The following is a 20,904-nucleotide window of genomic DNA, read 5'->3' as shown; positions in this document are numbered from 1 at the left end:
TCCTTTCAGGCGGCCATGGCGAGGCGATCGCGGCGCGGGAGCATCCGGCCGTCCTCGGTGGTGATACCGGGCTGGGGCGGGTGGATGAAGAAGGTGGTGAGGGTGCCGAGGAGCATCAGGGCCGCGAAGACCCAGCACACCCCGATCGGGCCGAGGACGGGCAGCAGCAGGGTGGCGATGCCGGGGCCGAGGAACGTGGTCAGCCCCGAGGCGAGGTTGTGGGCGGAGATCGCCGCGCCGCGGTGCTCGGGGGCCAGGGCCGGGAAGATGGCGCCCATCGGGACGAACGCGGTGACGGACAGGGCGAAGAGCACGGCGGCACCGACCATCGCCGGGAAGCTGGGGCCGAACCACACCGGGACGTAGGCGAAGGCGAGGACCGCGAGGGCCATGCCGCCGAAGCCGAACCAGCGCATCTGGCGCATCCAGCCGTAGCGGTCGCCGAGCCGGCCCCAGACGATGTTGGCGCCGATGGTGATGGTGTTCATGATCGCCCAGAGCATCATCCACTCGGGCAGGGTGAACCAGGACTGCCCGCCGATCTCACCGGTGGTCAGGTACAGCGGCATCATCATGGGGAACGCGTAGAGCGTGAGGTTGCACAGCACCCGGATGACCACGGAGAGGGCGATCTGCCGGTTCTCCACCAGGATGGTCACCCCGCGCAGCAGCTCGCGGGTGCGCTCGGCGCCGTGCAGCTTCTGGGAGAGGTCGGTCTCCGGCGGGGCGCCGGGGACCAGGAAGGCGCACATCAGGGTGCCGGCCGCCACGAAGGGCAGGGACGCCCAGAGGGTGGCGTACTCACCGATGACGGGGACCAGGAGGCTGGGCACGTAGGCGCCCATCACCCCGATGCCCAGCGAGAAGGACGCCCAGAACCAGCCCATGGCCGAGGCCAGGCGGCTGGGGTGCACCGACTGCGCGATGAGCACCACGAAGGAGTACATGAACAGCGGATAGGCGACCCCGCGCAGGGCGTAGATCAGGATCGTCCCGACCACGCTCTCCAGCCCCACGGTGAGGAACAGGACGTGCAGCACCATCCAGAGCACGCCGCCGAGGACCATCAGGCGCTTGGCGCCGACAACCTCGGCGAGCACGCCGGTGGTCCAGGCCGAGATGGCGACCACCAGGCCGTAGACGGTGAAGACGAGGCCGGCCTGGGTGGGCGTGAAGCCGTTCTCGACGAGGAAGCGGGACAGGAACGTGAGCTCAAAACCATCACCGGTCATGAAGATGGCGAGGGCGAGATAGCCGAAGAGCAGGCGGCGGGGCATGCCGAACATGCGGGTACTCCTTCGTGGACACCAAGCGGGAGGCACCTGGCGAGCTGAAGAGCGGTCGTCCGGTGCGCGATGTCCTCAACGCTACGGAGGTGTGACGCGGGCCACTAGCTGATTAATATGGTGAACACTGATACTTTTGCGCTCCTGCACACATGAGCATGGGTGAGCAGTTCTGCCCGGATACGTCACGGGGACCAGTTAGAGGTCGCGACCTCCAGAACGGGGGTGCTGAATCTGACCGTCCTCGAAAACCTCGACATGCTATGTGCCCGCCTGCCTGTACGCTCTTTGACTTGCCCGACCTCCACGTGCTCGCCGTCGAACGAGGTCGGCGATTGTGCACTCTGGCCGTCGAGACCGTGCCGTCGATAGCCGGGCGCCCGTCCTACGGGGCGCTCGGGACCAGCCACGACCGGCGGAAGGTTCTGCTCCACGACCTGCCGTCTGCCGCAGCGTCGGTCCAGGTGATGTGGCACAAGGCAATCCACCGGCGCCGCGAGGAAGCCTGCGAGGCGTTGACATTCAGCGAGGTCCACGATTTGGCTGCCCAGCGGGCGAAACTCAATATCCGGGCGATCGCCTGGGCCGTGGCCTTACTGCGTTCCTACGACATTGCGGTCTCGGCGCTGGCCGAGATGCTAGGCGTTGCCTGAATCGCCGTGTGGGACGCCATCGTTCCGGTCATCGAGACCCAGGTGGCCGCCAAGGAACGGCTGACCGGGGTGGACAGCATCGGCGTCGACGAGCACGAGTGGCGCCACGTGGGTGCGCGCGGCAACGGGATCATGGCCCACACCCGCAATGAAGAAGGCCGGCCCCGAGCCAGACTGTTGGATTTGGCGTCGGGCCGCACCGGAGCCGCCTACGGCGACTGGTTGGTCAAGCATGGGACCGCATTCACGGTAGGGATCCGCACGGCGACGCTCGACCCTTGCCACGGGTACACCAACGCAATCCGCGACGAGCTACGCGAGGCAATCACCGTGCTCCGCTCCTTCCACGGGATAGAACTCGACTGGCTGCTGTCGACGAGGTCCTCCGCCGGGTGCAGCAGGACACCATGGGGCATATCGGCCGGGCCGGCGACCCGCTCTACGGCATTCGGCGCACCCTACTGATCGGGCGTACACCTCACCCTCGGGCAGGTTGCCCGCCTGCACGCAAGGTCTTGGCGATCAGGGAGTCGCACCACGAGCTGGCCATAGCCTGGCCCTGATACCCGAAATTACGAGCCGTCTACCACGTCCGCCCGGAGGAGGGACGCCGGATCGTCGCCGAAATCTTGAGCGAATTCCCAGCTTGCCCGAAGCCGGACATCGCCCGGCTGGACGGGACTCTGCGCCGCTGAAGGGCCGCGATCCTCGCCTACTTCGACACCGCCAGCGCCTCGAATAGGCCCACGAAGCGAACAACGGCGTGATTGAGACGATGCGCCGCGTGGCCTGAGGGTTCCGGAACTTAGACCGCTATGGGCTACGCCCCTCCCCCTGCGCGACGGCGGGACACACCGGTCGTGGAGAAATCCACCTACTCATGCTCATCTATAAAGAGTGGGATTACACAACTGGCCGACACCTAGAAGAATTACCGATTCCAATTTCTAAACATGTCACTAAAAGTCGGATAGGTGAAATTATGCCGACTGCATAGAGTTGTTGCATTTAGAAGGAACGAACCAACTATCGAGACATGTCATTTTTGCAGAGTTACAACTGCATAGCACTAAGCTCTCGGCCCATTCTTACGCAGTGATAGCCATACGGATGCGAAAGTCAGAGATGCCCCTCCCATCAGGCCTAAAACAGCAGCCGCCCTACTGAAAATTAAACCTTTCTCACTCGTGACCAAAGCATTGCCGCCTACATTTTCCGTGGGAAATGGCAATCCGTCCCCTTGAGGCGGAACTCGACCGATTTCCAAGTCTTGCTGAATTGCCTCTATGGATTTGCGAATTCTTGCGCGACGGCGAAGTTCCAGCCCTTCCTCATAATCCCAAAAAGCATCATGCAAAATGTGCCAAATACTAAAGCGAAGACGTGGGCCGTACACAAAAAAAGCAGGGGCCATCATGCATGCAAATAAAAAGGGGACGAGCCATGTGACATTAGGCAGGATTTCGCCATTAAGTGCGACTATCTGACCATAAATGAAACTGAACGGAACGACGACCGACAAGAGGCAAACTAGCAGAATAAACAACATTCCAATGATGTTAACTGACTTCAATATGGGCGACATAGAACCATCCATTTCGACCGGATAGTTTCGCCAATAATCAACTGCGAGGGAAATTCCGACCATCGGAACCACGAATACAAGGACGGACCATTGAAATCCAGCATAGGCGCTAAGATCAGGGATGTTCCGGCCATAGCCCAGCCAAACAAAATAAATAGCTAATGCATCCGCCACCCACACTCCTACACATAAAAGAAAAATTTTCACAAGGTGCGTCGGAAGACTTTTCCGGGGAGTGCGCGAAAGACAGTTTTCAGCCAGCATGGAATTCTTCCATCTGCTTTCCCATCGAGAAATGGATTTTTCCAGGTTTTTTACTGTCTTGCCCAGTATCCGAGTCATGTTAGCCACCTCGAGATCTTCACGACGAACTCGAACTATAGTGAGCAAAAGAATAATCAATGAGACAAATATAGCGAGCATATACTCGACAGACCCCGTAGCCGAATCATCTTTTGCAGTCATCCAATGAGCAGCCACTAGCAGAACTACAAATGAGGATAGCAATCCGCAAGCATTTAGTAGGAAAACCTTAACTTGATAATTGAAAATTGCTCGCTCATAGTTGAAGATGTTAGTTGGCTCAGCGGGCATGCCAAGACTTAAGGAGATGACCACCGCCGCAAGAATCGCAAGAACTGTGAACGCCATTTGAGGCGATAGTGCCCATTCTCTGTAGGCAGCGATGAGGTCTGCAGGAAGTTCTGCCAACCAGCGCTGAGGTGCCACCGGGTCAAATAGCTTCAAGAATGACGGATCAAACAGCATCAATGTTGCAGGGATTACAGTAAAAAACATGAAAGAGACGCCCACATGCGCACTCAATGATTTCAAAAAATCGGATTTTGCAGCCTGCATGCCATCACTTGACATACTGTCAGCAGAATTCGGCATTTTGCATGATGTCCTTCCAATAAGAGATTTGACTGATAAAAATGGACATAAGATGTTAATTTGACACATTATTCATCGGTCAAGATATGTCCAGTATTCGGCTTGATTTTGAGAACAAACCGTTGCCACTCTCGATTTCGCACATGCTACGCAGCGCGATAGGCCTCAAACGCTTCCTCCAAGTGAATTCTTGAGGGTCGCTGTGACGGCCTAGAGGGGTATGCCATCAACCGTTTCCCATGCCGCTCTTGGAGACCATAACGGAGCATCGGCCCGTCCTTTTCAAGTAAAATATCAGGTCGTATTTCTACGACATAATCAGGACGAATACCGAGCATCTTCTTATCAAATGCTGAGTGGTGAATTTTGCATAATGAAAGACCATTTTGGACGGAGGCAATGCCGCGCTCATTAGCGTCTGGGATGATATGCGCAGCGTCTAATAGTTCTATGTGATTAAGCGCGCAGATGGCGCAGCGATTCTCATAAGCTTCCATCACCATTGATCGGAATACCGGCTGGTGAAGGCGTTGTTGCGCCATGCGTTGAGCGTATCGCTTCTGAATTTGACCCAGCGAAGGTCCGTCGTACAAAATTGGAGCGTCTTCAAAAACTCGCTGCGCGTCATCCACAAGCACGACAAACTGTTGCTCTTTCTCTTCCTCCGCCAAAAGGTATACGGGAAAAAGAACCTGATAAATACTTGGTTTGATTCCAATGAACCAGATTAAAGGCAGTCTTAGTTCAAAAGCTTTTCTCAAAGCCCTATTATCGGGGTGAAATGGGTCGTCTCCACGCCATTTGTAACGTAAATGCCCGTCAGCCCCCTCAGCATCTTCATAGGGGCGTCGTTTTCCTGGCGCGGTATAGGCAGTCATTATTGACAAAGCCGCTTCTGCTTGACGTGGTTTCCAGATGCCTTTCTGCCGATCCTTCAATCGAATTGGCAATCCATCAAAAGAGAAATCCGCTATGTCGTCATTATGGAGAGTTCGAAGTCCGTCGTCAGTCCGCATAGCCAACCAGCGCATCGCGTCGTGTCGTAATCGCAGTTCGTCGTCGTAGGTGAAATGCTTTTTGCTGGCCACGGCACCATTCTATGGAGACTGCGCTTTGAGACTACGCATCGGACCGGCGCGTCTGTTCTACGACCTCAAAAATCGATCACCTGCCGCACCGCCCGGCCCGCGTCCAGCTCGTCCATCGCCTCGTTGATCTGGTCCAGGGTGATGTGGGAGGTGATCAGCTTCTCCAGGGGCAGCCGGCCGTCCCGCCACATCTGCTCGTACTTGGGGATGTCCACCGCCGGCACGGCGGAGCCGAGGTAGCTGCCGATGATCTGGCGGGCCTCGGCGGTGATCTTCAGCGGCTCGATCTGGGACATCGCCCCCGGTGCCGGCAGGCCCACGGTCACCGTCACCCCGCCCACGGCCGTGGCGTTGAACGCGGTCTCGAACGCGCGCGGGTGCCCGGCGGCCTCGATGACCACGCGCGGCTTGTCCTCGAGCGCCACGAGCTCGTCCGGGGTGAGCGCCTCGTCCGCGCCGAACTCCTTCGCCAGCTCCAGCTTCTCGGCCAGCGCGTCCACGGCGATCACCCGGCGGCAGCCCACGGCCTTGGCGACCAGCACCGCGGCGAGTCCCACGCCGCCGAGACCGACCACGGCCACGGCGTCGTCGGGAACGGCCTGCGCCGCGTTGATGACGGCCCCTCCCCCGGTGAGCACCGCGCAGCCCATGACGGCCGCGATCGCGGCCGGGACGTCCTCGCCCACGGGCACCACGGAGCGCCGGTCCACCACGGCGTGGGTGGCGAACCCGGAGACCCCCAGGTGGTGGTAGACGTTCCCGCGGGTCTCGGAGCGCAGGTGCATCGAGCCCTCGATGAGGGTGCCGGAGGCGTTGGCCTTCGAGCCGACCGTGCACGGCAGCAGGCCCTCGGTCTTGCAGGCGGCGCACTCGCCGCAGCGCGGCAGGAACGCCATCACCACGTGCTGGCCCACGGCCAGGTCGGGGACCTCCGCACCCACGTGCTCCACGACGCCCGCCGCCTCGTGCCCCAGCAGCATCGGCAGGGGCCGCGGCCGGTTGCCGTTGACCACGGACAGGTCGGAGTGGCACACCCCGGCGGCCGTGATCCGCACCCGCAGCTCGGTGGGCCCGGGCTCGCCGAGCTCGAGCTCCTCGACGCGCAGCGGCTGCGACTCGGCGTACGGGGCGGAGGCCTCCATGGTCTCCAGGACGGCTCCACGAATCTTCACGACGACCTCCGGTATCGGTGCACGGGTGTGACGCCGTTCACGGTACCTCCTGCTCCGCCGGATCTCCCCTCCGCGAAGGTGGTGCGATGCCCCGGTCCTGCGCCGGGGGGCCGTCGGAATTCACCAGGTGCTCGGCACCATGTCGAGGGCCGTGCGGTGCATGCGGAGGTGAACTGTTCCGCATTCCCAGGTGAATCACTGTTGAACAGGTTACGAATCGGTACTAGGGTTCTATGCACCCGAGAACGGTTTGATGTCAAGGGCGTTCGGCGACCACGCGCGCACCTGGAACGCGAGGTGGTGCCATGTCTGATCGAAATCTTCACGTGATCCGCCGGGTCGGCGCTGTTCTGGGACACGTCCTGGTCTACGTCCTCATCTGGGCAGGGCTCGCGCTGCTCATCGCCGCCGCTGGCATCCGGTACTACTGGGGCGAGATCTCCGTGGGCCAGATGCTCCTGAACCTCGTCTCCGTGGAGATGGACGGCGGGGGCGGAGCCATCGTCTGGATGGGCATCCTGGGGATCGGCGTGGTGCCCCTGCTCCTCACCGCCGGGATCGCCCTGTGGCAGCACGTCCGGCGCCGCAGGCGCCACCACCACGGCCACGACCTGCGCCCTCGCCGCACCCGGTGGATCATGCGCACCCTCACCACCGCCCTGGTGGGCACGCTGGTCATCGGCGGCACCACGGCCTTCGCCACCACGGTGGGCGTGCGGGACTACATCAGGGCGGGGAACTCCGAGTACGACCTCGGCGACTACTACACGGCGCCGGCCGTCACCGGCGACCAGGACCGGCGCAACCTGGTGCTGATCTACCTCGAGTCCGGCGAGCAGACCCTCGCCAACGACGAGCACTTCGAGAAGGATGCGTTCGCTCCGCTCAAGGAGGTCACCGCGGCCTCTGACGGCTGGCAGAGCGTGGCGGACTTCCAGCAGTATCGGGGCGGGGGCTGGACCATGGCCGGTCTCACCGCCACGCAGTGCGGCATCCCGCTGAAGGGCATGGGCTCCGCCGCGGACAGCGGCGCCCTCAACGAGCTCGGCGGTGACGTCGAGACCTACCTGGGCGGCACCACCTGCCTGGGCGACGTCCTGGACGAGCACGGCTACCGCAGCGTCTTCCTGGGCGGCGCCAACGCCTCCTTCGCCGCGAAGGACACCTTCCTGAGCAGCCACGGCTATGAGGAGGTCAAGGACCTCTCCGACTGGCGCGCCGCCGGCGAACCGGAGGAGAGCTTCCGCGGCGACTGGGGCCTGAGCGACGGACGCCTCATGGCCCACGCCGCGGACGAGATCGACGAGCTGCACGCCGAGGCGGAGCAGACCGGCCGGCCGTTCAACCTCTCCGTGCTGACGCTGGACACCCACGAGCCGGTGCACATCTACGACTACTGCACCGTGGACACGCAGAACGAGGTCACCTCCGCGTTCTTCTGCTCCATGACCCAGGTGGCCGGTTTCGTCCAGCACATGGAGGAGCAGGGCTACCTCGAGGACACCGCCGTGGTGATCATGGGCGACCACCTCAAGCACATGAGCGCCGGCGACGCCTTCCACGAGCAGCTGGACCACCACGAGAACCGCACCATCTTCAACCGGATCTGGGTCCCGGGTGCGGACACGACCAAGGCGCCGCGCCCCGGGGTGGACCAGCTGAGCATGTACCCCACGCTCCTGGAGGCCGCCGGCCTGACCCTGCAGGACCGGGCGGCCGGGCTGGGCGTGTCCGCGTTCGCCCCGACGGTCCCGGAGGACTCGGCGCAGGCCATGGAGCCGGAGCTCTACGCCGAGCTGCTGGACTCGCGCTCCGCGCCGTTCTACGCGGAGGCCTGGGCCGGCGAGACCGCCGCCGAGTAGCGCTGCCCGGCCCCCTCGCCCGGCGGCGGAATCCCGCTCCGTCATCTGTCCGCGGCCCTGGGTGGCCCGCCCGCCCCGGCCTAGACTGGTGGCCCGGGAGGGGTCGCATTCCAAGGAGCGTGCATGATGGCCTTCATCCAGCTGATCGAATACACCACCTCGCGGCCGGAGGAGGTGGCCGAGGTCGTCGCGGAGTGGGAGCGGGCCTCGCAGGGCAACCGCACGGCCCGCCGCGTCCTGCTGACGCAGGACCGCAAGGACCCGAGCCGCTACTACGAGATCGTCTCCTTCGACTCCTACGAGTCCGCCATGGAGAACTCCGAGCTCCCGCAGACCCAGGAGTACGCAGGGAAGATGCGCGAGCTCATGGACGGGGAGCCGACGTTCCGCGACCTCGACGTCGTGGAGGACCGCGAGCTCTGAGTCCCCCGCACCGGGACCGGTGGGCATCGTCCACCGGTCCTGCCCGTCCGCGGCCGCGGCGCGGCCTCAGGCGGTCGCCGGCGGCACGGCCCGGCGCTGCAGCCCCCGCCTCCGGCCGAGCAGGATCAGCACGGCCGCGACGGCGGCGATGACGAGCATCGGCGCGAGCATGAACGGGCCGCCCACGCCGGCGGAGCGGTCGACCGCCTCGCCCATCTGCCCCGTCAGCGTGGACACCAGGAACAGCACCACGTTGTTCGCCGCGTGCACGAGCGAGGCCGCCTCGAGCCCGCCCGTGAAGTGGGTCAGCAGCGACATCGCGACCCCGAAGACGAAGTAGTACGCGATGAGCCACCCGTCCGAGGCGAAGTGCGCGATCGAGAAGGCCGCCGCGCTCACGAGGGTGCCGAGCAGGAGGGACGGGATCGCCCCGGAGACCCACGAGCCCGCCGCGCGCTGGATCACCCCGCGGAACATGTACTCCTCGGCCGCCGCCTGCAGGGGCGTGGTCAGCAGGACGATCGCGAGGAAGGCCCACGCGGTGGCGTCCAGGACCAGCGGCCCCGGGGCCTCGAGGAGCGCCACCACCGCCGCGTAGCCCACGAACAGCGGGACGACGACGACGGCCGCCCGCCCCAGCCAGCCCCACCGGAAGCGACCCTCCACCGCGTGCAGGGTGCCGACCGGCTGCCGGTGCAGGTACCGGTGCAGGACCACCGCGACGGCGGCCGAGGCGATCAGCGCCAGGTTGGTGGCCAGCAGCAGGACCGGGGTCATCCCGATCTGTCCGCTCGCGAGCTCCTCCGTGCTCATGGTGCCCCGCAGGAGCTCGATCGCCACGGCGCCGAAGGACACCACGACCGAGATCAGCAGGATCGCCGCGCTCACGGTCAGGATGCTGACCAGGCCCTTCCACCAGCGGTTGCGGGGCGTGCGGTAGAACTCCGAGTGGGTGAGCGGCGCCGCGGTCGTCGGACCGCCGGACCGCGGAACCGGAGGCCCACCGCCCGGGCGGGCGGACGGGGCACCGGTCTGCCAGGGCGCCGGCCGGGGCGGAGGGTGCGAGGTCATGTCCACAGGGTAGTTCTCGGGCCGTCCCGGGGAATCCACCCGGAGGTGGACGCCGGAGGGGCCCATCACCGTGGACCTGGGGACCGCCCCGGGATCAGGCCTGATCCTCCCCGAGGACGTGGCCCCGCTGCTCGGCGTAGAACTCCGCCTCCGCGGGCTCGGGCCGGTCCTGGCCGTTGAGCAGCCGGTGCCAGAGCGGGTAGTAGGCGGGCAGCTGGGACGCCGTGGTGATGCGGTCCCGGGCCTCCTGCGGCAGCGTCAGCTCGGCGGCGTCGAGGTCCTCCGTGAGGTGCTCGAACCTGCGCGCGGCGATCACGGTGCCGTCGATGCCCGGGCGGCCCAGGATCCAGGAGATCACCACCTGGGGGATCGTCCAGCCGAGCTCCCCGGCGATCTCGTCGAAGAGCTCGATCAGGTCGTAGGCGCGGCCCCGGTCCACCACGTGGGGCTCCGGCCAGCCGGTGCCCTGGCGGGTGTCGGCCGGGGTCTCGGCGCCGCGGCGGACCCTGCCGTTGAGCAGCCCCTCGCCCAGCGGGCTCCACCCGAAGGTCGCGATCCCGAGGTCCCGGGCGGCCGGTACGATCTCGTACTCGATCTCCCGGGCCTCCGGCGTGTAGTACGCCTGGTGCGCGATCGGGCCCTGCAGCCCCGCGGCCCGGGCCTCGTAGACCGTCTTGGCCAGCTGCCACCCGTTGTAGTTGGACACGCCCCAGTACCGGATCTTCCCGGCCCGGATCAGCTCGTCGGCGGTGGCGATGGTCTCGGTGATCGGGGTCTGCCCGTCCCACTGGTGGATGTAGAGCAGGTCGAGGTGGTCGGTCCGCAGCCGCTCGAGGCTGTCCTCGACCGCGCGGGTGAGGTGGAGGCGGCTGGCGCCGCCGTCGTTCGGGCCGTCCCCGGTGGGGGTCCGCGCTTTGGAGGTGAGGACCACGTCGTCCCGCTTGTTCCCGAGGATCTCGCCCAGGACGCGCTCCGAGTCCCCGGCGGAGTACAGGTTGGCGGTGTCGATGAAGTTCACGCCGCGATCCAGGGCCTCGTCGACCTGGCGGCGGGCCTCGTCCGGGCCGAGGCCCGCGATCTTCTCGAACCCTCCGCCGGAGCCGAAGGGGATGGTGCCCAGGGCCAGCCGGGAGACGTAGAGGCCGGAACTGCCGAGTCGGGTGTACTCCATGGGGGAACTCCTCTGGTCGTGATCGGTGCTGGTGGTGCGTGCTGGTGGTGCCTGCCGGCGCTCCGGAGGCGGCCGGCGGACCGGGCCCCGGGGCACGGTAGGCGACAACGACGGACCGGCGCTCAGGAATTCCTGGAGCGGGCCTCGGCGGTGGTCAGCGCGTGGGCCAGCGCGGTGAACTCGCGCACCGCCCCGGTCCAGTCGCCCAGCAGCGCCCAGAGGTCCAGGCCCTCGTGCCGGCGCTCCTCGAGCCGGTCCGCCAGGGCGGCGAGGACCGCCGAGCGCAGCTCCGTGTTGATGTTGATCTTGCCGATGCCCGCCAGGGGCGCGCGGACCAGCATGGTCTCGGGGATCCCGGAGGCGCCGTGCAGCACGAGGGGGGTGCGGTCGGCGGCCTCGCAGATCTGCTCGAGGCGGCTCCAGTGCAGGCGCGGGGTGCCCTGGTAGTGCCCGTGCACGTTGCCCACGTTCACGGCCAGCAGGTCCGCCCCGGACGCGGCCAGGAAGGAGGGGACCGCATCGGGATCGGTCATGCCGCCGGCCGCGGAGGTCCGGGCCGTGTCCTCGTCGCCGGGGAGGCCGCCGAGCTCCGCCTCGACCACCACGCCGGGGCCCGCCAGCTCGCGGGCGCGGGCGACGAACGCGGCGTTCTCGGCGTGGGGCAGGGCGGAGCCGTCGGCCAGGACGGCGTCGGCGCCGGCCGCCACGGCCTGCTCGACGAGCCCCAGGTCGACGGCGTGGTCCAGCTGCACGCACACGGGGGTGGCGGCGTCGTCGGCCAGGTGGCGCAGGGCGGTGACGAGGCGCCGGCCGCCGGTCCCGGCGGCCGCCTTCTGCGGGACCAGGAGGATCACGGGGCGGTCCGCGCGCTCGCTGGCGGCCACCACGGCCTGGGCCGTGGTGAAGTCGTAGGTGCTCAGCGCCGGCACGGCGGTGCGGGCGTCGAGGGCGGAGGTGACGACGTCGAGCAGGTTGGCGCGCACGGGCACAGTCCTTCGTCAGGTGTGGTTCAGCGGTCGGCCGGGGAGAGGTCCCCGAGCACGTAGGTCTTCAGGTCGGCGAGCGTCTGCTGCATGTGCTCGTCCATGGCCTGCCGGGCCCGCACGGGGTCGGCGGAGCCCAGGGCGGCGACGATCCTGCGGTGCTCGGCGATGGCGTGGGCCTGGATCTCGGGCACCCGGGAGGTCTGGGCCCGCCGCTCCTCCAGCACCCTGTGCAGCGGTGCGAACAGGACGGCGATGAACACGTTGCCGGAGGCCTGCAGGATCCGCTCGTGGAAGCGCAGGTCGGCGCGCACGAAGGCCGCCACGTCCTGGGCGCGGTGGGCGTCCTCCATGGCGTCGGCGTCCCGGGCCAGCCCGGCCAGCTCGGCGGCGGACAGCCGTCCGGCCGCCAGCTCGCAGGCGCCGGTCTCCAGGAACCGGCGCAGCTCGATCAGCTGCACGGCGGCCGCCGCGTCGTCCTGCCCCTCGGAGACCGCCCGGATGACCGCGTCCAGGGACGCCCACTGGGACACGGGGTTCACGAAGGTCCCGCGTCCGCGCTCCACGCGAAGGATGCGCTGGGCGCCCAGGGTCCTGACCGCCTCCCGCACCGTCATGCGGCTGACCTGGTGCTCCGCGCTGAGGTCGATCTCGCCGGGCACCACCGAGCCCGGGGGGAGGTCCCCGGCGACGATCCGGTCGAGGAGGGCGTCGGCGACCTGGTCGACCAGGGACGGGCGGGCCATGGTGCTCCTCTGCGGTGAGGTGGACGGCGGAGGGCAGCTCCTGCGTGCTCCGCCCGTGACAGGGGATCCTATCAACCAGGGAATGTCAGATGTCCGAGCTGTCAAGGGACGACTCCCCCGGCCGCGCGCGGCATTCCTGCCGTTGACCACGTGTCCCACGACACATAGCATGTCTGACATCTTACAGGTGGAGTGTCGGTTTGGAACCGACCGGGACCTGAGGACCGTCCTGACCGCTCCCCGAGAGGAAGTCCCCGCATGACCGTTCCCCGGACCCTGCTCGTGCTCGACGACGACCCGACCGGCTCCCAGTGCGTCCACGACGTCGACGTCGTCCTCGAGCTCGACCCCGCCCCCGTGCTGGACGTCGTCCGGCACCCCGGGCGCACCTGCTTCGTGCTCACCAACAGCCGGGCCCGGCCCGAGGCCGAGGCCGTGGCGATCAACACCGAGCTCGTCTCCGCGGTGCTGGAGGCCCTCGCCGCCGAGCACCTGCCCCTGCCCCACCTCGTCTCCCGCAGCGACTCCACGCTGCGCGGGCACGTCATCGCCGAGCCCACGACCCTCGCCGACGTCCTGGCCCGGCACGGGGTGGCGGTCGACGGGTTCCTCCTCGCCCCGGCCATGCTCGAGGCCGGCCGCTACACCGAGGACGACGTCCACTACGCGGTCCTGCAGGGCCGCCCGATGCCCGTGGGGGAGACCGACTTCGCCGCGGACGCCACCTTCGGCTACTCCTCCTCCGACCTCAAGGACTTCCTCGTGGAGCGCTCCGGCGGGACGCTGGACCGGGACGCGATCCTCTCCATCGGCCTGACGGACATCCGCTCCGGGGGCGTGGACGCGGTCGCGGGCATTCTGCGCCGGGCCCGGGACCGGGCCTGGGTGGTCGTCAATGCCACGGAGTACGCGGACCTCGACACCGTGGCGCAGGCCCTCGCCGTCCTCGAGGCCGAGGGCCGCACGTTCGTCACCCGGTGCGGCCCGTCCTTCGTGCGCCCCCTGGCCGGGCTGACCGGCTCGCGCGAGCTCGGCCCCGAGGACATCGTGGTGGGCCCCGGGCGCCTCCCGCACGGAATCGTGGCCGTCGGCTCCCACGTGGGGCTCACCAACCGCCAGCTCGCCGAGCTGCGGACCCGCCGCGACCTCTTCGAGGTCGAGCTCCACGTGCCCACCCTGCTCGACGACGACGCCCGCCCCGGCTACGTGGCCGACGCCGTCGCGCGGATCACCGAGGCGCTGGGGAGCCGCGACGCGGTGGTGTGGACGAGCCGCGAGCTCGTGCGCACGGAGGACCCCGACGAGTCGCTGGCCATCGCCCGGTCGGTCTCCGACGCGCTCGTGGAGGTCGTGCACGGGGTGGCGCAGGCCCGCCCGGCGTGGGTCGTGGCCAAGGGCGGGATCACCTCCCACGAGGTGGCCCACCGCGGTCTCGGCATCCGCCGGGCCACCGTGGCCGGCCAGTTCTTCCCCGGCCAGATCTCCATGTTCCAGCCCACCGACGCCCCGGACACCACCCGGGGCGGGCCCTATGTGGTCTTCCCCGGCAACGTGGGCACCGAGAGCGCCCTCGCCGACGTCGTGGAGGTCCTCGACCGGGCCGCCGCACACACCCGCACCTCTGACTCCCAGGAGAACCCGTCATGAGCACACCCCTGTCCGTCGGCTTCCTGGGACTGGGCGCCATGGGCGCCCCCATGGCCCTCACGCTGGCCCGCACCGGCTTCCCCGTCCGCGGCTTCGACGTCTCCCCCCGCGCCGGGGAGGTCGTGGGCGACGCCCTGGAGCTGCTGGCCGATCCCCGGCAGGCGGCGGCGGGGGCCGACGTCGTCGTCGTCATGGTCGCGACCGGGGCGCAGCTGCACGACGTCCTGTTCGGCGAGCGCGGCATCGCCGACGCCCTGGACCCGGACACGGTTCTGCTCGTGATGGCGACCGTCGGCCCCCAGGCCGTGGAGTCCGCCGCGCAGGGCCTCGAGGGCCGCGGTGTCCGGCGGGTCGTCGACGCCCCGGTGTCCGGCGGCACGGCGCGCGCCGCCACCGGGGACCTGCTCGTGATGGTCGGCGGCGCGGACCAGGACGTCGCCGCGGTCCGGCCGCTGCTGGACGCGATGGCCGCCAACGCCCCGCTCGTCGGCCCCCGGGTGGGCGACGGGCAGCGGTTCAAGGTGGTCAACCAGCTGCTGTGCGGGGTGCACATCGCCGTGGCGGGCGAGGCGCTGGCCCTGGCGGACTCCATGGGCCTGGACCCGGCGCAGTGCCTGGAGGTCCTCTCGACCGGGGCCGCCACGTCCTTCATGTTCGAGGACCGCGGGCCGCGGATGCTGCAGGGCGAGCAGGCCGAGGTCCGCTCCGCCCTGGACATCTTCGTCAAGGACATGGGTCTGGTCACCGACGCCGCCCGGGCGGTCGCCCAGCCGGTGCCGCTGGCCTCCGCGGCCGAGCAGCTCTACGTGCGCGGCCGCCGCGAGGGCCACGGCCGGCACGACGACTCCTCGGTCTTCGACATCCTCCGCTCCCGGTAGGAAGCACCCCGCGGGGACGGCGGACGGCGCGGTTCAGTCCGTGTCCGCCGCCGGGGCGGCGATGAGCTCGTCCTTCATGTCGGCCACGGCCGCGCGGATCGCGGTCATGACCGCCCGCACGGCGGGCCGGCGCAGCAGGTCGGCGCGGGAGACCACCCAGTACTCCACGGGGAACCACAGCTCCTGGGGGAAGAGCCGGACCAGGTCCTCGGCCCGCTCGGCGAGATAGCAGGGCAGCAGCCCGACCCCGGCGCCCGCCCGGGTGAGCTCCACGTGCACCACGGAGGACGTCGCGCCCACGCCCTGGCGCATCCGCGGGAACCGCCGGCGCGGGATGTCCAGCTCCGCGACGTCCTGCATGGAGTCCACGAAGTAGATGAGCGGGTGCTCCTGCACCTGGTCGGGCGTGCGGATGGCCGGGTGGGCGGCCAGGTAGTCCTGGGAGGCGTAGACGCCCAGGGAGTAGTCGGCCAGGTGGAAGGCCTCCTTGCGGGAGACCTCCGGGCGCCCGACGACCACCTCCAGGTCGATGCCCACCGGATTCGTCTGCGCCCGCCGTGCCGCGTTGATCATCTCCAGCCGCACCCCGGGGTGCTCCTCGATGAGCCGCCGCATGGCCGCGCCCATCACCACGCCGCCGAAGCCGTCCGGGGCCAGCGCCCGCACCACGCCGTTGATGGTGCTGCCGCGCCCGCCCGCGCCGAGCGGGAGGGAGCCCAGCGCCGCCTCGATCTCCTCGCCGGCGGCCACGAACTTCCGGCCCAGCTCGCTGGGCTCCCACATCTCCCCGGTGCGCACGAGCAGCCGGGCGCCCACGGTCTTCTCGAGCGCCGCCATCCGCCGCGACACGGTCGTGTGACTGAGCCCGAGGTCCGCGGCGGCGCCGGCGTAGGAGCCGTGGCGGACCACCGCGAGCAGCAGCAGGAGGTCGTCGGCACCGTGCGACAAGGGGCTTCTCCTCCCGGGGGCTGGACCGGCCCGGGGGAACGCACACGACCGGGCGGCATGTGCATTTTTGCACAGGCGCCGCGAGCGCATGGTCATTGTGAAGCGCACCACATATCCGCACACTGTAGGCAAACATTGTGACCACCGTCACCGTTTCCCCAGCAGGAGGAGAACCACATGAGCACCGAGGACAGGGTCGCCGCGTCGGCGGACCCGAACGACTCCCCCGAGAACCGGGGCGGGCTGAAGAAGGTCGTGGCGGCCTCGATGGCCGGCACGGTCGTGGAGTGGTACGAGTTCTTCCTCTTCGCCACCGCGTCCACCCTGGTCTTCGGCCAGCTCTTCTTCGTGGACACCGGCAACCCGCTGGACGGCATCCTCAAGGCGTTCCTGATCTACGCGGTCGGCTTCATCGCCCGCCCGCTGGGCGGCATCGTCTTCGGCCACTTCGGCGACAAGTACGGGCGCAAGCACCTGCTGCAGATCTCGATCGTCATGGTCGGCGCCGCCACCTTCCTCATGGGCTGCCTGCCCGGCTTCGAGCAGGTCGGCTACTGGGCCCCCGCCATGCTGGTGGTGCTGCGCTTCGTGCAGGGCTTCGCGGTGGGCGGCGAGTGGGGCGGCGCGGTCCTGCTCGTGGCCGAGCACTCCCCCAACAAGGAGCGCGGCTTCTGGTCCAGCTGGCCGCAGGCCGCCGTGCCGCTGGGCAACCTGCTGGCCACCGTCGTGCTGCTCACCCTGTCCTTCACCCTCTCCGAGGAGGCCTTCCTCTCCTGGGGCTGGCGCGTGGGCTTCTGGCTCTCGATCGTCATCGTGGCCATCGGCTACTACATCCGCACCCACGTGACGGACGCCGCGATCTTCAAGGAGGCCCAGCAGGAGGTCCGCGAGGAGAAGTCCGCCGCCTACGGCGTGGGCGAGGTCTTCCGCCGCTACCCCCGCGGCGTCTTCGGCGCCATGGGCCTGCGCTTCGCCGAGAACATCCTCTACTACGTGGTGGTCACCTTCTCGATCACCTACCTGTCCACCCAGCGTGACGTGGACACCAGCCGGATCCTGCTCCTGCTGCTGATCGCCCACGTGATCCACGCGATCTGCGTGCCGCTCGTCGGCCGGGCCACCGACAGGGTGGGCCGCCGCCCGATGTACGCCGCGGGCGCCTTCCTCGGTATCTTCTGGGCGTTCATCGCCTTCCCGATGTTCAACACGGACAACAGCTTCATCATCCTGGCGGCCATCACCATCGGCCTGATGATCCACGCGCTCATGTACGCCGGGCAGCCGGCCATCATGGCCGAGATGTTCCCCACCCGGATGCGCTACTCGGGCGTCTCCCTGGGCTACCAGGTGACCTCGATCGTGGCCGGCTCGCTGGCCCCGATCATCGCCACCGCCCTGCTGCGCGAGTTCAACTCCTGGGTGCCGATCGCGATCTACATCGCCATCGCCTGTCTCATCACCCTCTTCGCGGTGTGGACGCTGCGCGAGACCAAGGGCATCTCCCTGCAGGACATCGACGCCGAGGACCGGCGCCGGCTCTCCGAGGAGAAGTCCGCCGAGGACCGGACCTCCTGATCCCCGACCTCCGCACCCACCCGCGCCCAGCGGCGGACCGGCTCCCCGGTCCGCCGCTGGGCGCGCTGTGCACGACCCCCAGCTCCCGACACCCTCGACACCTTGCAGAAGGGACTCCCCGATGACCACCATCACCTGGATCGGCCTCGGCCACATGGGCAACCCGATGTCCGCCAACCTCGCCGGGGCGGGCTATGACGTCCGCGGCCACGACGTCAGCGCCGACGCCATGGCGGCCGCCCGCGACCGCGGCGTGCAGACCTTCGACACGCTGGAGGAGGCCCTCCAGGGCGCCGACGTCGTGTTCACGATGCTGCCCAAGGGCGAGCACGCCCGCGCCGTCTACCTCGGCGACAGCGGCGTGATCGCGCTCGCCCCGAAGGACGCGCTGCTCATCGACAGCTCCACCATCGACGTGGAGACCGCGGAGGAGCTCCACCGGGCCGCCGAGGACGCCGGTTTCCGCTTCGTGGACGCGCCGGTCTCCGGCGGGATCAGCGGCGCGGCCGCGGCCACCCTGACCTTCATGGTCGGCGGGAAGCCCGACGTCGTGGAGCAGGCCCGGACGTTCATCGAGCCCATGGCCCGCAAGATCGTGGCCACGGGCCACGCCGGCACGGGCCAGGCCGCCAAGATCGTCAACAACATGATGCTGTTCATCTGCCTCGAGGCCTGCGCCGAGGGCTCCGTGCTCGCCGACCGGCTGGGCCTGGACCCGCAGGTGTTCTGGGACATCGCCTCGGTGTCCTCGGGCAACTCCTGGGCGCTGCAGACCTGGTACCCCGTGCCCGGGATCGTGGACTCCGCCGCGGCCAACAAGAACTTCGAGGCCACCTTCAGCGCCGCCCTCGCCGCCAAGGACGCCGGTCTGGCGCTCATGGCGGGCGAGCAGACCGGCGTGGAGCTGCCCGCGGCGAAGCTCGTGGCCGAGAGGCTCCAGCAGCTCATCGACGAGGGGCTCGGGGACAAGGACTGCTCCCTCATCACCAAGTACGCCGCGCCGGACGGGAAGATCCCGGGCTGGGACCCGGACCGGGCCTGAACGGCGCCGAGACCACCACGACCGAGGAGGACACCATGCAGAACACCAAGCAGGACGCCGAGGCCCGCGCGCAGCAGGACGCCGAGCGGGGCGCCCAGGACCCCCGGACCGCCGGGACGGTCATCGAGCACTTCATCGACGGGGCCCGCCACGGCGGGTCCGGGCGCACCGCGGACGTCTACAACCCCGCGACCGGGCAGGTGGCCAAGCAGGTGCTGCTGGCCTCCGCCGAGGACGTCGCCACCGCGGTGGAGGCCGCCGAGCTCGCCCTGCCCGGCTGGCGGGCCACCGGGCTGTCGAAGCGCTCGGCGATCATGTTCAAGGTCGAGAACATCATCCGGGAGCGCACCCCGGAGCTGGCCGCCATCATCACCGCCGAGCACGGCAAGGTCCTCTCGGACGCGGCCGGTGAGGTCGCCCGCGGGCTGGAGAACGTGCAGTTCTGCGCGGGGCTGATGCACCACATGAAGGGCGAGTTCCTCGAGCAGGCCGCCACCGGGGTGGACGTGCACCAGACCCGCCAGCCGGTGGGCGTGGTCGCCTGCATCACCCCGTTCAACTTCCCCGCCATGGTCCCGCTGTGGATGATCACCACCGCGATCGCCGCCGGGAACACCGTGATCCTCAAGCCCTCCGAGCGGGACCCCTCGGCGGCGGTGTGGATCGCCGAGGCCTTCGCCGAGGCCGGGCTGCCCCCGGGGGTGCTCAACGTGGTGCACGGGGACAAGGAGGCCGTGGACGAGCTGCTGACGAACCCGCTGGTCAAGGCCGTGTCCTTCGTGGGCTCCACCCCGATCGCCCGGTACATCTACGAGACCTCGGCGCAGCACGGCAAGCGCGTCCAGGCGCTGGGCGGGGCGAAGAACCACATGGTGGTCATGCCGGACGCCGACCTGGACGGGGCCGCCGACGCCGCGATCTCGGCCGCCTACGGCTCCGCCGGGGAGCGCTGCATGGCGGTCTCGGTGCTCGTCACCGTAGGGGACGTGGCCGACCCGCTGATCGAGCGGCTGAAGGAGCGGATCGCGAAGCTGACCATCGGGGACGGCACCGATCCGGCCTCCGAGATGGGCCCGCTCATCACGAGGGCGGCCCTGGAGCGGGTCAACGGCTACGTGACCGGGGCGGAGGCCGAGGGGGCGACCGTCGTCGTCGACGGCACGCGGCAGGAGTTCGACGGCGAGGGGTTCTTCACCGGCGTCTCGCTGCTGGACCACGTGAGGCCCGGGATGAAGGCCTACGACGAGGAGATCTTCGGCCCGGTCCTGTCCGTGGTGCGGGTGGAGACCTACGAGGAGGCCGTGCGGCTGATCAACACCAACCAGTTCGCCAACGGGGTGGCGGTGTTCACCCGGGACGGCAAGACGGCCCGGCAGTTCGAGTTCGAGATCGAGGTCGGCATGGTCGGGGTCAACGTCCCGATCCCGGTGCCGATCGGCGCGTTCTCGTTCGGCGGCTGGAAGAACTCCCTGTTCGGCGACACCCACATGTACGGGCCGGAGGCGTTCAACTTCTACACCCGCCGCAAGCTCGTGACCACGCGCTGGCCCGAGCCCTCGGAGTCCCAGATCAACCTGGGCTTCCCGACCCACTGACGGGTCCGCCGGGGTCCCGGCCATGACGAGGCCGGTCCCCGCCCTCGGTTCGGAGGGCGGGGACCGGCGTGCGCGCCCCGGTCAGCTCTTGAGGCCGTCGCCGATGTTGCGGGCGGCGTCCTTCAGGTGCTCGCCGGCCTGCCGGGTGGTCCCGGCCGTCTTCTGCGCCTGGCCCTCGGCCTGCAGATCGCGGTTGTCGGTGGCGTCACCGACCGCCGCCTTGGCCGAGCCGACCGCCTTGTCGGTCGCGTTGCGGATCTTGTCGTCGAGTCCCATCGGGATCTC

The 20,904-nt window shown here is 68.2% G+C and carries 19 protein-coding genes; 9 read left to right on the top strand and 10 right to left on the bottom strand.

Annotated elements, in window-relative coordinates:
* Positions 1-5 precede the first annotated feature (5 nt).
* Positions 6-1,286: an MFS transporter gene (locus CK505_RS07570; RefSeq protein ID WP_095650673.1), complete on the bottom strand. Its 1,281-nt coding sequence runs from the start codon at positions 1,284-1,286 to the stop codon at positions 6-8.
* A gap of 293 nt (positions 1,287-1,579) precedes the next feature.
* Here CK505_RS07570 and CK505_RS07565 point away from each other — a divergent pair, with 293 nt between their 5' ends.
* Together CK505_RS07565 and CK505_RS07560 are read left to right on the top strand one after the other, a co-directional pair.
* On the top strand, positions 1,580-1,939 hold the full coding sequence (locus tag CK505_RS07565) for a hypothetical protein (RefSeq protein WP_141246790.1): 360 nt from the start codon (positions 1,580-1,582) through the stop codon (positions 1,937-1,939).
* 6 nt (positions 1,940-1,945) lie between these two features.
* Positions 1,946-2,404, top strand: coding sequence for a transposase (locus CK505_RS07560; protein ID WP_176475306.1), 459 nt, complete (start codon positions 1,946-1,948; stop codon positions 2,402-2,404).
* Positions 2,405-3,008: 604 nt separating this feature from the next.
* Here CK505_RS07560 and CK505_RS18165 read toward each other — a convergent pair.
* The 3 genes from CK505_RS18165 to CK505_RS07550 all read right to left on the bottom strand — a co-directional run bounded on the left by CK505_RS18165 (position 3,009) and on the right by CK505_RS07550 (position 6,678).
* Positions 3,009-4,418, bottom strand: coding sequence for a lysylphosphatidylglycerol synthase domain-containing protein (locus CK505_RS18165; RefSeq protein ID WP_176475305.1), 1,410 nt, complete (start codon positions 4,416-4,418; stop codon positions 3,009-3,011).
* Positions 4,419-4,564: 146 nt separating this feature from the next.
* On the bottom strand, positions 4,565-5,506 hold the full coding sequence (locus tag CK505_RS07555) for an HNH endonuclease (protein ID WP_255250909.1): 942 nt from the start codon (positions 5,504-5,506) through the stop codon (positions 4,565-4,567).
* A gap of 65 nt (positions 5,507-5,571) precedes the next feature.
* Positions 5,572-6,678, bottom strand: coding sequence for a zinc-binding dehydrogenase (locus CK505_RS07550; protein ID WP_176475304.1), 1,107 nt, complete (start codon positions 6,676-6,678; stop codon positions 5,572-5,574).
* A gap of 305 nt (positions 6,679-6,983) precedes the next feature.
* On the opposite strand from CK505_RS07550, the gene CK505_RS07545 reads away from it, so the two are divergent.
* Positions 6,984-8,540 carry an LTA synthase family protein gene (locus CK505_RS07545; protein WP_176475303.1) on the top strand — a complete coding sequence of 519 codons (1,557 nt, stop codon included), beginning with the start codon at positions 6,984-6,986 and terminating at the stop codon, positions 8,538-8,540.
* A 123-nt stretch (positions 8,541-8,663) separates the two neighbouring features.
* Positions 8,664-8,963: a hypothetical protein gene (locus CK505_RS07540; RefSeq protein WP_095650667.1), complete on the top strand. Its 300-nt coding sequence runs from the start codon at positions 8,664-8,666 to the stop codon at positions 8,961-8,963.
* 66 nt (positions 8,964-9,029) lie between these two features.
* Here the strand turns inward: CK505_RS07540 and CK505_RS07535 are convergent, their stop codons facing one another.
* The 4 genes from CK505_RS07535 to CK505_RS07520 form a co-directional block, all read right to left on the bottom strand.
* Positions 9,030-10,034: a CPBP family intramembrane glutamic endopeptidase gene (locus CK505_RS07535; protein WP_095650733.1), complete on the bottom strand. Its 1,005-nt coding sequence runs from the start codon at positions 10,032-10,034 to the stop codon at positions 9,030-9,032.
* A gap of 94 nt (positions 10,035-10,128) precedes the next feature.
* Positions 10,129-11,205, bottom strand: a complete 1,077-nt coding sequence (locus CK505_RS07530) for an aldo/keto reductase (RefSeq protein ID WP_095650666.1) — start codon at positions 11,203-11,205, stop codon at positions 10,129-10,131.
* Positions 11,206-11,327: 122 nt separating this feature from the next.
* Entirely contained in the window at positions 11,328-12,188 is an 861-nt protein-coding gene (locus tag CK505_RS07525; protein ID WP_095650665.1) for a class II fructose-bisphosphate aldolase, read from the bottom strand.
* Between the two features lie 26 nt (positions 12,189-12,214).
* On the bottom strand, positions 12,215-12,934 hold the full coding sequence (locus CK505_RS07520; RefSeq protein WP_017831835.1) for a FadR/GntR family transcriptional regulator: 720 nt from the start codon (positions 12,932-12,934) through the stop codon (positions 12,215-12,217).
* 258 nt (positions 12,935-13,192) lie between these two features.
* Here CK505_RS07520 and CK505_RS07515 point away from each other — a divergent pair, with 258 nt between their 5' ends.
* Both CK505_RS07515 and CK505_RS07510 read left to right on the top strand, forming a co-directional pair.
* Positions 13,193-14,581, top strand: a complete 1,389-nt coding sequence (locus tag CK505_RS07515) for a four-carbon acid sugar kinase family protein (RefSeq protein WP_095650664.1) — start codon at positions 13,193-13,195, stop codon at positions 14,579-14,581.
* A complete protein-coding gene (locus tag CK505_RS07510) occupies positions 14,578-15,459 on the top strand; it encodes an NAD(P)-dependent oxidoreductase (RefSeq protein WP_095650663.1) in 882 nt (293 codons plus the stop codon). Before CK505_RS07515 ends, CK505_RS07510 begins: the two co-directional genes overlap by 4 nt.
* 33 nt (positions 15,460-15,492) lie before the next feature.
* On the opposite strand, the gene CK505_RS07505 is transcribed toward CK505_RS07510, so the two are convergent.
* Positions 15,493-16,407 (bottom strand): LysR family transcriptional regulator, encoded by a 915-nt coding sequence (locus tag CK505_RS07505; protein WP_095650662.1) that lies wholly within the window; start codon positions 16,405-16,407, stop codon positions 15,493-15,495.
* A 177-nt stretch (positions 16,408-16,584) separates the two neighbouring features.
* Here CK505_RS07505 and CK505_RS07500 point away from each other — a divergent pair, with 177 nt between their 5' ends.
* The 3 genes from CK505_RS07500 (at position 16,585) to CK505_RS07490 (ending at position 20,619) form a co-directional block, all read left to right on the top strand.
* On the top strand, positions 16,585-17,982 hold the full coding sequence (locus CK505_RS07500; RefSeq protein WP_017831831.1) for an MFS transporter: 1,398 nt from the start codon (positions 16,585-16,587) through the stop codon (positions 17,980-17,982).
* A 121-nt stretch (positions 17,983-18,103) separates the two neighbouring features.
* On the top strand, positions 18,104-19,024 hold the full coding sequence (gene mmsB, locus CK505_RS07495; RefSeq protein ID WP_095650661.1) for a 3-hydroxyisobutyrate dehydrogenase: 921 nt from the start codon (positions 18,104-18,106) through the stop codon (positions 19,022-19,024).
* A gap of 35 nt (positions 19,025-19,059) precedes the next feature.
* Positions 19,060-20,619, top strand: a complete 1,560-nt coding sequence (locus CK505_RS07490) for a CoA-acylating methylmalonate-semialdehyde dehydrogenase (RefSeq protein WP_255250908.1) — start codon at positions 19,060-19,062, stop codon at positions 20,617-20,619.
* 81 nt (positions 20,620-20,700) lie between these two features.
* On the opposite strand, the gene CK505_RS07485 is transcribed toward CK505_RS07490, so the two are convergent.
* Positions 20,701-20,895, bottom strand: a complete 195-nt coding sequence (locus CK505_RS07485) for a CsbD family protein (RefSeq protein WP_017831828.1) — start codon at positions 20,893-20,895, stop codon at positions 20,701-20,703.
* Between the last annotated feature and the right edge of the window lie 9 nt (positions 20,896-20,904).

The sequence above is a fragment of the Kocuria sp. WN036 genome (assembly GCF_002287015.1).
Lineage (GTDB): Bacteria > Actinomycetota > Actinomycetes > Actinomycetales > Micrococcaceae > Kocuria > Kocuria rosea.
Note: the sequence above shows the minus strand (reverse complement) of the source record. Positions and strands in the feature narration are given on the sequence as shown.